This is a genomic window from Kitasatospora sp. YST-16 (assembly GCF_026802215.1).
Lineage (GTDB): Bacteria > Actinomycetota > Actinomycetes > Streptomycetales > Streptomycetaceae > Kitasatospora > Kitasatospora cineracea.
In genome coordinates, this window is sequence record NZ_CP113837.1 from 7515588 (window position 1) to 7527816 (window position 12229).

Genomic DNA, 12229 nt, shown 5'->3' on the forward strand with positions numbered 1-12229 from the left:
GCTACTGCTGACGCTCCGCCAGGTACCGGGCCAGGCACTCGGTGACCAGGCGGTGGTCATCGAGCTGCGGCAGGCCGGAGACGGTGACCGTGCCGACCATCCCGGTGCCGCGCACCAGCAGTGGGAAGGAGCCGCCGTGCGCGGCGTAGCGCGTCGGGTCGAGGTCGAAGGCCCGGCCCTTGGCCCGGTGGCGCTCGCCCACCAGGTAGGAGGCCTCGCCGAACCGGCGGACCACGGCCGCCTTGCGGCTGATCCAGTCGTCGTTGTCGGCGCTGGTGCCCGGCAGCGCGACGTGGAAGACCTGCTGCTCGCCGCGCCGGATGTCGACCGTCACCGCGAGGCCGCGCTCCAGGGCCACCGCGACGATCAGCGAGCCGAGCCGCCAGGTGTCCGCCAGGCCGGCCGAGGGGAGCTGCAACTCCCGGTGCTGGCGCTCCAGTTCGGCGATGTCGGGACGGGTGTCGTCGGGGCGGGTTCCGCTGTGGCGGGTGGCGTCCGGGTTCACAGGGTCACCGCCGTGCCGGTGCGGGAGGAGCGCTGCGCCGCCTCCAGTACCCGCAGTGCCTGGACGGCGTCCTGCGCCTCGACCGGGACGGGGCCGTCGCCGCGCAGGGCCCGGGCCAGGCCCGCGTAGTAGTCCTGGTAGCGGCCGGGCAGGGTGGCCACCGGCTCGACGGCGTCCCCGGCCCGGAACGAGCCCCAGTGCTCGGGGGCGCGGACGCCCCAGTCCGGGTCGGCGGGGGTGCCGCCGAGGCGCAGCGCGTCCTCCTGGCCGTCCAGGCCGTGGGTGACGTACGCGCCCCGGGAGCCCAGGACCCGGAAGCGGGGGCCGAGGTCGCCGGCGGTCGCGCTCATCCACAGGTGCGAGCGGGTGCCGTCGGCGTGGGTGAGGGCGACGAAGCTGTCGTCGTCGGTCGCGGCGCCGGTGCGGCGGGCGTCGAGTTCGGCGTAGACCCGCTCGGCCGGGCCGAACAGGACCAGGGCCTGGTCGACCAGGTGCGCGCCGAGGTCGTAGAGCACGCCGCCGGCCTCGGCCGGGTCGCCCAGTTCGCGCCAGGCGCCGCTGAGTTCGGGGCGCCAGCGCTCGAAGCGGGACTCGAACCGGTTCACCCGGCCGAGCCGGCCCGAGTCGACCAGTTGCCGGACGGTGCGGAAGTCGCCGTCCCAGCGCCGGTTCTGGAACACGCTGAGCAGCACCCCCCGTTCCCGGGCCAGGGCGGCCAGTCGCTCGCCCTCGGCGGCGGTGGCGGCGAGCGGCTTGTCGACCACCACCGGCAGCCCGGCCTCGACGGCGCGGGTGGCCAGCGGGATGTGGGTGCGGTTGGGGGAGGCGACCACCACCAGGTCCAGGCCGAGTTCGGGCGCCGCGGCCCACAGCGCGTCGGTGTCCGGGAGCAGGGCGGCGCCGGGGTGGGCGGCGGCCGCCCGCGCGCGGCGATCCGGGTCGGCGGTCACCACGGCCGCGAGGCGCAGGCCCGGCGTGGTGCTGATCAGGGGCGCGTGGAAGACGGCGCCGGCGATGCCGTAGCCGACGAGTCCCACGTTCAGGGGCGAGGAGTCCATACCCCAAGTTAAACAACAGCGTGGATTAACTGGCAAGCACCCGTACCATCGACTCCGTGACCAGCGACCCGGCCCCGCACCGCGCCCTCAACCTCGCCCTGCTCCGCGACCGCAACGACGCGGCCGTGCTGCGCGCCGTCCGCGCCGCCGAGGACGGCACCAGCCGGGTCGAACTGGCCGCCCGCACCGGACTGACCGCCCAGGCGATCAGCAAGATCACCGCCCGCCTGCTGGCCGACGGCCTGCTCACCGAGGCCGGACGCGCGCACGTCGCCGGCCGCAGCGGCAAACCCCGCACGCTGCTCCGGCTCGCCCCGCGCTCCCGGTACGCCCTCGGCGCCGAGATCGGCCGCCACGGCCTGCACCTGCTGCAGGTCGACCTCACCGGCGCCGTCGTCGCCCAGGACCGGGCGCCGATCGCCCCGGACGCCGAACCCGGGCCGGTCCTCGACCGGCTGGCCGCCATGGTCCGGGAACTCACCGCCGGCACCGGGACGGACGGCCGCGTCCTCGGCCTCGGCCTCGCCTGCCCCGGCCCGCTCGACACCCGCGACGGCGTCCTCCACCAGGCCACCGGCATGCCCCGCTGGCACGGCCTCCACCTGCGCGAAGCCGTCCAGGACCGGACTGGGCTCCCGGTCCTGGTGGAGAAGAACACCACCGCCGGGGTGCTCGGCCGCCCGGGCCCCGACCACCGCGCCTTCGTCTCCCTCGGCGACGGCGCCGGGGCCGGCCTGGTGCTCGGCGGCCGCGTCCAGCGCGGCGCGCGCACCAACGCCGGCGAGTTCGGCCACCAGTGCCTCGACCCGGCCGGCCCGCCCTGCGCCTGCGGCGCCCGCGGCTGCCTGGAGGCCCTCTGCCTCACTGCCCTCCGGGACGGCCGCCCCGACCGGGCCGCCGCCGTTCTCGCCGTCGGCGTCGCCAACCTGGTCCGCCTCCTCGACGTCGAGGAGGTCACCCTCGGCGGCACCGCCCTCCTCGACGACCCCGAACGCTACGAGACCGCGATCCGCACCGAACTCGCCACCCGCCTGCCCGACCCGGCCTGGCAGCACGTCACCCTCACCCGCGCCGCCCCCCTCGCCGTCCCCCAGGGCGCCGCGGCCCTCGCCCTGGCCCGCCTGTTCGACTGACGGCGGGGGAGAGCGCCACCGCCCTCGTGCGGCCCGCCTGTTCGGCTGCCGGCGAGAGCGAAGGGCAAGGACAAGTGCGAAGGGCGAGGGCGCAGAAGGGGGAAAGCGAGGACGGGGGCGCGGCGGCCCCGGGCCCCGACCCTTGCCCTCCGGCCCCTGGCCTCCCCGGCCTCCGGCCGGGGTCAGGCGCCGTAGCGGCGTTTGCGGGTGGCGTAGGTGTGCAGGGCGCGGAGGAAGTCGACCTCGCGGAAGGCGGGCCAGTAGGCGTCGCAGAAGTAGAGCTCCGCGTAGGCGCTCTGCCAGAGCAGGAAGTTGGACATCCGCTGCTCGCCGCTGGTGCGGATGACCAGGTCCGGGTCGGGGCTGCCGGCGGTGTAGAGGTGGCGGGCGATGTGGTCGGAGGTCAGTTCCTCGGCCAGGGCCCGGACCGGGCGGCCGGTGTCGGCGTGGGCGTGCAGCAGGTTCCGGACGGCGTCGACCAGTTCCTGGCGGCCGCCGTAGCCGACCGCGAGGGTGAGGCGGGCGCCGGTGGTGCAGGCGGCGGTGGCTGCTTCCGCCCGGGCCAGGGCGCGGGCCGTCGACTCCGGCAGGGTGTCCGGGTCGCCCGCCACCCGGACCTGCCAGCGGGGGCGCGGTCCGGCCAGGTTGCGGGTCAGCACCTCCTCGATCACCCGCATCAGGAACGCGACCTCCTCGTCGCCGCGCCGCCGCAGGTTCTCCGCCGAGCAGACGAACACCGTCACGTGCCGCACCCCCACCGCCTCGCACCAGCCGAGCACCGCGCTCGCGTGCTGCGCGCCGTAGCGGTGGCCGAGCCGGGTGTCGGCGAAGCCGTGCTCGCGGGCCCAGCGGCGGTTGCCGTCCATGATCAGGCCGATGTGCCGGGGCAGTTCGGCCCCGGCCAGGCGGCGGCGCAGCCGGCCGGCCCGCAGGGCTTGCAGGGAGCGCAGGGCGCGCAGGGGTGGGGTGGGCTTCACGGCAGGCAAGGTGACGGCCTTTCGGACGACGGGCGGACCGCGTGGTGCACAATGAATAGCACGCGTCGCGTGTCATCGAGAAGCGCGGTCGGACGGGCGAACGGCGACGGACCGACCGAGAGCCGTCGAAAAACCGACGAAGGACCCATGAAGGACCCACGAAGGACCCCGGAGGAACGGAGCCAGGTGCGCACCAACGACGCCCAGATGCTGGTGCTGTCCGCGCTCGCGGACGGGCCGCTGCACGGCTACGCCGTCAACACCGCCATCGAACGGATGACCGGCGCCCGGCTCGGCCGCGGCAGCCTCTCCGGCGCCCTGGCCCGGCTGCGCGACAAGCAGCTGATCGAGAACCTGCCCGGCGAGGGCCGCCGCCGCCCGGTCCGCCTCACCGACGCGGGCCGCAGCGCCCTCGGCCGGGAGCTGAACGCGCTCGCCGACGTCGCCGGGCAGCTCTTCGAGACCGTCGTCCCCGACCGGATCGCCTACCAGGAGCGCCTCAACGGCACCGACCAGGCCCGCGCCTACCAGCAGGTCCTGTTGGACGCCCTGGACGCCCGCCCCGGGCAGCACCTGCTCGACTGGGGCTGCGGCACCGGCGCCGCGCTGCCCGCGCTGGCCCGCGCCGCCACGGCCCGCGGCCGGGTGCTGGGCATCGACCGGGACCCGCGGATGGCCCTGCGGGCCGCCGACCTGGCCGCCGGGCTGCCGAACACGGCCGTCCTGCGCGCCGACGTCCACCGCCTCCCACTGACCCCCGGCAGCGCCGACCGGATCCGCACCGACCGGCTGCTCCAGCACCTCGCCGACCCGGCCGCCGCCCTCGCCGAGGCCCGCCGGGTGCTGCGCCCCGGCGGCCGGCTGGTGGCCGCCGAACCCGACTGGGACACCCTCGCCGTCGACCACCCCGACCCCGCCCCGGCCCGCGCCTTCACCCGGCACCTCACCGAGCGGATCGTCCGCAACCCGCTGATCGGGCGTCAACTGCCGCGGCTGGCCGAGGAGTCCGGGCTCGCCGTGCGCGCCGTCGTCCCCGTCCCGGTGCTCTTCCGCGAGGTCCGGGCCGCCGACCGGGTGCTCGGCCTGCAGCGCAACACCGAACGGGCCGTCGCCGCCGGGTACCTGACCCGGGAGCAGGCCGGGGAGTGGCTGGAGCACCTGGCGCGCGGACCGTTCCTGGCCGCCGTCACGGTGTTCGTGGTCACCGCCGAGAAGCCCGGCCCGGGGCCTGTCGGCGGGGTGGGCTAGGGTCCCCGCCATGACCGAGAACGCGCACCTCCGCCCGCTCACCGCCCGGCTGGTGGACGGGGTGATCTGCGCCTACGACCCGGCCGCCCCGGAGCTCGGGGTGCTGGCGCCGGTCGCCCGGTTCCGGCCCCGGGACGGCGACGCGGTGTGCGACCGGGCGGTGGCGCGGGACCTGTCGCGGGCGTACTACACCACGCTGGACGCCGCGGTGTGCGTCGCGGCGGACGGCAGCGAGCTGTGGCGCTCGGCCATCGCGGGGGAGCGCACCGAGGAGCTCGGCCACCGGCCGGGCTGCGGGCTCTCGGCGGACGGCCGGCAGCTGTGGCTCTACCAGCCCGACGCGATGGCCGGCCGGGCCGGCCACGACCACTGGACGGTGCTGGACGCCGACACCGGCGCGCTCCTGGCACAGACCGCGCTGGACACCGTCGGCCACGGCGGCGAGCACTTCACCCACCCCGGCGGGGAGGTGCTGCTCGACGTCGGCGAGGGCCAGGACGGCACGACCGTCTTCCGCGGCACCGCCGCCGACGGCGTCCTCGACCTGCGCCCCTACCCCTGGAGCGACCGCTGCCTGATCGGCCTCTCCCCGGACGGGAAGCACTTCCTGACGGTCGACCACGGCCAGGCCGACCTCGTCGTGCACGCCCACCCCGGCGGCGAGGCCGAGTTCACCCTGACCGTCGACGACTTCGGCTACGACAGCACGGAGTGGGAGGCCGTGGTCGAGTGGAGCGGCGGCTACCTCGACCCGGACACCCTCGCGGTGGTGCTGTACGGCGAGGACGAGGAGACCGAGCAGGAGTGGTTCCGCAGCTACCGGGTCGACGCGCACACCGGCCGCATCCTCGGCGAGTTCGACTCGCACGCCACCGACTGCTACGACCTGCGCCCGCTCGGCGACGGCAGCTGGCTGACCACCGACGCCTCCGGCCACCCCGTGCGCCGGACGCTGGACCGGCCGGCGGCGGTCAGGAGTTCCACCAGGCCGGGCGGACCCGCAGCGATTCTTCCTTGACGCAGCCCAGCCCGTTGACGACCTCCCGGGCGTGCAGGTCCCAGCCGACCACGCCGTTGCCCTTGCGGTCGAGCTCGATCAGCCGGGACTCCTCGGTGTGCGACCCCGCCGCGACCTCGCAGCGCAGCACGGTGTCCCAGGCCAGCCCGTCCAGCGCGGCGGCGAACGCCGTCAACGGCAGCACCAGCACCGTCAGCAGCAGCGCCGCCCACTGCTCGGCCGCCACCAGCCGCAGCCGCCACGGCGCGAGCGCGGCGGTGTCCGGCCGCCCGGACGGGTGGGTGCGGCGGCCCGCCCGGTACTCCTGGACCACGCCCTGCCGCAGCGCCAGCGCGGCCAGCGCCACCCCCAGCCCCCACCACGGCCCGTAGAACACCCAGCACAGCACGCCCATCGCCAGCGGGTTGACCAGGGTCAGCGCCACCGTCCGGACCAGCGCGCCCGCCGAGCGCCCCCGCGGGACGGCGCCGCGCGCCGCGAACAGCGCGAACACCAGCCGGGAGGTGACCACCGCCACCAGCGAACCCAGCAGCGGACGGGTCGTCACCATGCCGACCAGCACCTCGCCGAGGTTCGGCACGCCCATGGTGGTGACCACCTCGCGGGTGTGCGAACCGCCGCCGACCGTCCAGGCGATCTTCACCAGCGGCACCGCCGCCAGCAGCGCCAGCAGCACCGTGTGCCCCGGCCCGCCCTTGCGGTCCAGCTCGGCGCGCCCGTCCGCCGCACTTCCCTCTGCTGCCACTGCGCCCGCCTCCCGTGGTGGTTCCGCGAGATGCATAGCCGCTCCGGGCGGCGGCGATCCGGGGGTTCGCCGGTGCGGGTGACGGCTTGGGCCGGGCGGCCCAGCCGAACGGGCGGTTCAGGCGGTACGCGGGCGGGTTCAGGCGGTGGGTTTGCGGGCCTCGAAGAGGGTGCGGGACATGGTGGAGACGAAGACGCCCTCGCGCTCGATCCGCTCGTGCAGGGCGCGCAAGCGCTCGCGGTAGCGGTCGACCGAGAAGTCCGGCACCGTCCAGACCACCTTGCGCAGGAACCAGACCACCGCGCCGACGTCGGAGAACTCCAGGCGCAGCCGCTCGTTGCGGCACTGCACCACCTCCAGCCCCGCCGCCCGGGCCAGCCCGGCCTCCACCTCGTGCTCGCGGGCGGTGGGCACCGGGAACGGGCCGAGGAAGAACGTGCTCAGCTCGACGTTGGTGCGCCCGCCCACGTGCTGCGCGAAGTAGCTGCCGCCCGGGGCCAGCACCCGGGCGATCTCCGGGAAGTCCACCGCCGCCGGGTGACGGCTCGTCACCAGGTCGAACGCGCCGTCCGCGAACGGCAGCGGCGCGTCGGCCGGGGAGGCCACCAGGACGGCGCCCAGCGGGTGCAGCCGGCGGGTGGCGAGCGCCGCGTTCGGCGGCCAGCCCTCGGTGGCCGCCATGGTGCGCGGGAAGTTCTCCGGCCCCGCCCCCGCGAGCACCTCGCCGCCGCCGGTCTGCAGGTCGAGCGCCGCACCGGCCGCCGCCAGCCGCTCGCCCAGCAGCCGCTGGTACCCCCAGGAGGGCCGCTGCTCGGTGGCCCGGCCGTCGAGCCAGGCGAAACCCCAGCCGTCGACGGGGGCGGCGGCGGCCTCGTCGACCAGGGCGTCGAATGATCGGTCCATGACGGGCATCCAAGCACGTCAACCCGGTCGGGACGAGGGAATTAACGCCCCGTGGGAACTTCCCGACAGGGTGTCGGCAAACAGCTTGACTTAGGTGAGCCTCACCTAAATAATCGGGGGGATTCGATCTTTGGAGGCACTCCCCGATGTCCAGCTCCGACCAGCAGCCCGCCGCCTTCTCCGCCCTGCTCCGCACCGCCAGCGCCGAGGAGCACCGGGCGGCCGAACAGTCCTCCTTCATGGGCGACCTGCTCGGCGGACGGCTCGGCCGCCAGGCCTACACCGACCTCACCGGCCAACTCCGGTACGTCTACCGGGCCCTGGAATCCCGGCTGGACACCCTCGCCGCCCACCCCGTGGCCGGACCGCTGATCGACCGCGCCCTGCTGCGCACCGCCGCCATCGAACGCGACCTCGACCACCTGGCCGGCCCCGACTGGCGCACCACCCTCGCCCCGCTGCCCGCCACCGAGGCGCTGGTCGCCCGGATCGAGGAACTCGCCGAGACCTGGCCGGCCGGCTACCTCGCCCACCACTACACCCGCTACCTCGGCGACCTGTCCGGCGGCCAGATCATCCGCGGCGTCGCCGAGCGCACCTGGGGCTTCGAACGCAAGGGCGACGGCGTCCGGTTCTACGTCTTCGAGGAGATCGACAACCCCGCCGCGTTCAAGCGCGACTACCGCGCCCGGCTGGACGCCGCGGGCGAGCTGATGGACGAGGTCGAGCGCCGCCGGGTCGCCGAGGAGTGCAAGCGGGCCTTCGTCCTCAACGGCGCGATATTCGGCGAGCTCGGCGGACGGTACCCGCTGAGCGCCTGAGCACGCCGCGGACGGGCCGCCCCCTCCCGCCGGGCCCGGTACGGGAACCGTTCCCGTACCGGGCCCCGTCGTCGTGGTGCGTGCCGCTGCCGCGGGCCTCGTCGTGGGTAGAGGAGGGACGGGGCGGGTGACGGGTCGGTCGTCCGCTCGGGCATCATCGTCCGCATGAGCGACACGCACGATGACCAGTTGGCCACCCTCTGGCAGGGCTTCCTCGACCTGCCCTTTCCGCAGAGCTGCTACCGGCGTTCGCCCGCCGGTGAAGACCTGGTGCTGCTGGAGAGCCATCTCGCCGGCTGCGTGTCCGCCGCGTTGACCGGCCCGCTCGACCAACGCCGCAGAGAGGCGCTGCGCACCGGCATAGCGACCGTCGACCGGATCCTGCCCGAACTCGCCGACGACCCCGGGGCCGCCGACTACTTCACCCGCCTGCGCGAACTCGCCGTCCTGGCCGGCGCCCACTGACCCGCCGCCCCCGCAGCACGCCCGTCGGGCCCGTACGGAGACTCCGTACGGGCCCGACGCGGTGTCAGCGCCCCTACTCGGCGGCGGTGGTGGTGCCGGAGGGGCGGCGGCGCACCAGGACGGTGGTCGCCCCGCCGACCAGCAGCAGCCCGGCCGCGGTGGCCAGCATCGGCACGGTGCCGGTGCCGCCGCCGGTGAAGGCCAGCTCGCCGCCGGAGCTGGTGAGGGTGGCGCCACCGGTCGTGCCGGAACCGGTGGTGGTGCCCGTACCGGTGCCGGTACCGGTGCCCGTGCCGGTGGTCGGGGCGGTGGTCGGCAAGGTGGCGTTCCGGTCGAAGGAGAGCACCGCCGTCACCGGGGCCAGCGCCTTGCCCGCCGGGTACTGGCCGAACACCGGCACGCCCTCGGCCGTCAGCTTCGCCGGGACCTGGCGCAGCGTCACCACGCCGTCGACCGGGGTGAAGTCGGCCCCGGAGAGGTCGAGTTCGGCGATCCGGGCCCCGGTCAGCCGCACCGGGGCCCCGCCGGAGAGCGAGTTGGCGGCCACGTCGGCCACCAGGTACGCGCCGGAGGCGTCCACCCGGATGCCCGGGTTCGAGAGCGTGGTGTCCAACTGGTAGTGCCCGTCGGCCGCCTGGTGGCCCAGGAAGCGCACCGACCCGGCGAAGCCCGCCGACAGCGCGTGGGTGTCCGTCCGGTAGCTGCCGCTGCCCGCACCGAACCGGAACCCGTCCGCGCCGCCGCCGAACTCCACCTTGCCGCCCGCGATCGGACCCGTCACGTAGGCCAGGAAGTCCGCCTGCACGCCCCACTCCAGCCGGCCGTCCACGATCGCCAGCTCACGCCCCGCCGGGGTGGAGGCGGACGCGGACGGAGCGGGCGAGGAGGAGGGCGAGGAAGCGGAGGCGGAGGGGCTGGGGGAGTTCGACGGTTCGGGGGAACCGGACGGCTCGGTGGACGGGGAGGTGGAGGTGGAGGGGGAAGCGGAGGGGGATGCGGACGCCGAGGTCGAGGCCGAGACGGAGGGTGACGGGGACGGGGCGGGCGACTGCTTGAGGACGATCGACAGCGCGTCCAGGGCGGTGCCCTCCGGGTAGAAGCCCGCGAACGCCTTCGCGCCGTCAGCGGTCAGGGTGGCGGGGGTGGCGCCGCCGTTGGTGGTGTCGCGGGCGACGGTGAAGGTGGCCAGTGCGACGTCCTGACGGAGGGTCGGGGCGGTGGCGCCGATGCTCTCCTTCGAGGCGGTGTCGGCGGTGAGGGTGCCGGTGGTGCCCTCGGTGACGATCCGCAGGTCGCTCAGCGCGACGTCCAGCGCGCCGCCGTGGGCGAGGAAGCGGACCCCGCCGTCGAACGCGGCGTTCAGCCGGTGCGTGGTCAGGTCGTAGCCCGCGGAGGCCAGGTTGAAGTGGTACGAGCCGTCCGCGTTGGTGGTCGCCCCGCCGCTCAGCTCGACGCTGCCGCCGCCGGCCGGGCCGGTCACGTAGTTCCGGAAGCTGGCCTTGACGCCCCAGTCCAGCGAACCGGTGTCGTAGCTGACGGTGGTGGGGGCGCCGGCGCCGAAGGCCAGCGAGGGCAGGCCGAAGGCGGTGAGACCGAGACCCGCGGTCGCGGCGGCCAGTGCGGCCAGCCGGGTGCGGTTGCGGTGACGGGCGGGGGCGTGGGACATGGGTGTGACTCCGGAATTCGGTGGTCGGGAAACGGGGGGAGGGGCCGCGGTCGGCCCGAGGGGTGGTCAGGAGCGCTTGCGGCGGCGGACTGCGTAGGCGGCTCCGCCGGCCGCGGCGGCCAGGACCAGGGCCAGGACGGTCAGCAGGGCGCCGGTGCCGGAGGAGGCGGAGGCGGCCGCGGCAGGCGGGCCGGCGAGGGGGTGGCGGAGGGGGACGGGGCGGGCGCCGGGGTGGCACCGAGGTCGGGGAGCGGGGGGACGGTGGCGGCGGGGGTGAGCGGGAGGTTGACGGTGAGCGGGTCCATCTCGGTGCCGGCCGGGTAGAGGTTGCCGAAGGCGCCCGCCCCGGCGGGGGTGAGGGTGAGCGGGAGGTCGGTGGCGGTGAGCAGGCCGTTCTCGGTCCTCAGGGCGCCCGCGTCGAAGGTGGCGATCTCGGTGGCGGTGGCGGTGCGGGTGGCGCCGTCGGGGGTGCGGCCGGAGACGTCGACGGTGAGGCGGCCCTCGGCGCCGGTGGCGGTGAGGTGCGGGTTGGCGAGGGTGAGGTCGAGGCGGTCGGCGTCGCCCTCGCGCAGGCCGGTGAAGCGGACGGTGCCGGTGAAGGCCGCGTCGAGGGTGCCGGTGGCCGGGTCCCAGCTGCCGCGGGCGGGCGTCCAGCGGAAGAAGGCCCCGCCGTCGGCCGCGCCGTCGCCGAGCTGCCAACCGCCCCGGGCGACGGAGCCGGTGACGTAGTCGCGGAAGGTGCGCCGGACGCCCCAGTCGAACGCGCCCCGGTCGAGGACGGTGGCGGCCGGGGCCGAGGCGGTCGGAGCCTCGGTGGTCGGGGCCGCGGACGGGTCGGGTGCGGCGGAGGGCGAGGCGGGCGTCGAAGTGGGCGCGGCGGCCGGGGACTTGAGGGTGACGGAGAAGGTGAGCGGGTCGAGCGCGGTGCCCGCCGTGTAGAAGCCGCCGAAGGCGTCGGCCCCGGCGGAGGTCAGCGTGGCGGGGACGTTGCTCAGGGTCAGGGTGCCGGCGGCGTTCCTGAGCGAGACGCCGGCCAGGGAGAGGTCGGCGATCCGGGCCTGGGCGGCGCTGGAGGTCCGGCCGGTCTGCCGGGACTTGGAGCTGACGTCCGCGTACAGGCCGGCGCTGCCGTCGGCGCCGGCCTTGACGGTGAGCCGGGAGAGGGCGAGGTCGAGCGCGTTGCCGCCGTTCTCCGGGTGGCCGGTGAAGCGGACGCCGCCCTGGAAGGCGGCGGAGAGCGCGCCGGTGGCCGGGTCGTAGCTGCCGGCCGCGGAGTGGAAGCGGAACACCGAGCCGCCGACGGTGGCCGCGCCGCCGGTGAGGGCCCACTTGCCGTTCGCCACCGGGCCGGTGAGGTAGGTGAGGAAGGACTGCTTGACGCCCCAGTCGAGCCGGCCGCCGGAGACCGCCGGGTCGGCCGCGGCGGCCCGGCCGGGCAGCCAGGCCAGGGCCAGCAGCAGGGCGAGCGGCAGCACGAGCGCGGCGCGCAGCCGTCCGGCCGGGCGGCGGGGTGGTACGGGGGGCCGTCCGGGGACGGGCATGGCGGATCACTCCTCGGCGGAGGGGAAGTGGGCAGGTGGCAGGGGATGCGGAGGGCAGGACCCCCCTGCCGAATTGAGGTAAGGCTAACCTAATATATGAGTCAAGTGTTCCGCCCACGACCCCTCGGGTCGGCCCCGACGGGACGTCA

12 protein-coding genes are annotated in these 12229 nt (G+C 75.8%); 5 read left to right on the forward strand and 7 right to left on the reverse strand.

Going from position 1 to position 12229, the window contains the following annotated elements; all coding sequences use genetic code 11:
- Position 1 precedes the first annotated feature (1 nt).
- Together OU787_RS33780 and OU787_RS33785 are read right to left on the reverse strand one after the other, a co-directional pair.
- Entirely contained in the window at positions 2-505 is a 504-nt protein-coding gene (locus tag OU787_RS33780) for a heme-degrading domain-containing protein (RefSeq protein WP_268661699.1), read from the reverse strand.
- Positions 502-1563, reverse strand: coding sequence for a Gfo/Idh/MocA family oxidoreductase (locus OU787_RS33785; RefSeq protein WP_268661700.1), 1062 nt, complete (start codon positions 1561-1563; stop codon positions 502-504). Before OU787_RS33785 ends, OU787_RS33780 begins: the two co-directional genes overlap by 4 nt.
- A 56-nt stretch (positions 1564-1619) precedes the next feature.
- Here OU787_RS33785 and OU787_RS33790 point away from each other — a divergent pair, with 56 nt between their 5' ends.
- On the forward strand, positions 1620-2696 hold the full coding sequence (locus OU787_RS33790) for an ROK family protein (RefSeq protein ID WP_268661701.1): 1077 nt from the start codon (positions 1620-1622) through the stop codon (positions 2694-2696).
- 182 nt (positions 2697-2878) lie between these two features.
- Here OU787_RS33790 and uppS read toward each other — a convergent pair whose 3' ends face one another.
- Complete coding sequence (gene uppS, locus OU787_RS33795) at positions 2879-3673, reverse strand: polyprenyl diphosphate synthase (RefSeq protein WP_268661702.1); 795 nt, start codon at positions 3671-3673, stop codon at positions 2879-2881.
- 186 nt (positions 3674-3859) lie between these two features.
- On the opposite strand from uppS, the gene OU787_RS33800 reads away from it, so the two are divergent.
- Together OU787_RS33800 and OU787_RS33805 are read left to right on the forward strand one after the other, a co-directional pair.
- Positions 3860-4921, forward strand: a complete 1062-nt coding sequence (locus OU787_RS33800) for a methyltransferase domain-containing protein (protein ID WP_268661703.1) — start codon at positions 3860-3862, stop codon at positions 4919-4921.
- Between the two features lie 10 nt (positions 4922-4931).
- Positions 4932-5939 carry a hypothetical protein gene (locus tag OU787_RS33805; protein WP_268661704.1) on the forward strand — a complete coding sequence of 336 codons (1008 nt, stop codon included), beginning with the start codon at positions 4932-4934 and terminating at the stop codon, positions 5937-5939.
- Here the strand turns inward: OU787_RS33805 and OU787_RS33810 are convergent.
- Together OU787_RS33810 and OU787_RS33815 are read right to left on the reverse strand one after the other, a co-directional pair.
- Positions 5893-6720 carry a hypothetical protein gene (locus tag OU787_RS33810; protein WP_442788613.1) on the reverse strand — a complete coding sequence of 276 codons (828 nt, stop codon included), beginning with the start codon at positions 6718-6720 and terminating at the stop codon, positions 5893-5895. The genes OU787_RS33805 and OU787_RS33810 overlap by 47 nt on opposite strands.
- Before the next feature lie 102 nt (positions 6721-6822).
- Positions 6823-7587, reverse strand: coding sequence for a methyltransferase domain-containing protein (locus OU787_RS33815; RefSeq protein WP_030463692.1), 765 nt, complete (start codon positions 7585-7587; stop codon positions 6823-6825).
- A 146-nt stretch (positions 7588-7733) separates the two neighbouring features.
- Here OU787_RS33815 and OU787_RS33820 point away from each other — a divergent pair, with 146 nt between their 5' ends.
- Positions 7734-8408, forward strand: a complete 675-nt coding sequence (locus tag OU787_RS33820; protein ID WP_030463691.1) for a biliverdin-producing heme oxygenase — start codon at positions 7734-7736, stop codon at positions 8406-8408.
- A 165-nt stretch (positions 8409-8573) separates the two neighbouring features.
- Positions 8574-8873: a hypothetical protein gene (locus tag OU787_RS33825; RefSeq protein ID WP_268661706.1), complete on the forward strand. Its 300-nt coding sequence runs from the start codon at positions 8574-8576 to the stop codon at positions 8871-8873.
- Positions 8874-8946: 73 nt separating this feature from the next.
- Here the strand turns inward: OU787_RS33825 and OU787_RS33830 are convergent, their stop codons facing one another.
- On the reverse strand, positions 8947-10539 hold the full coding sequence (locus OU787_RS33830; RefSeq protein ID WP_268661707.1) for an HtaA domain-containing protein: 1593 nt from the start codon (positions 10537-10539) through the stop codon (positions 8947-8949).
- A gap of 140 nt (positions 10540-10679) precedes the next feature.
- Positions 10680-12080 (reverse strand): HtaA domain-containing protein, encoded by a 1401-nt coding sequence (locus tag OU787_RS33835; RefSeq protein WP_268661708.1) that lies wholly within the window; start codon positions 12078-12080, stop codon positions 10680-10682.
- Positions 12081-12229: the final 149 nt, after the last annotated feature.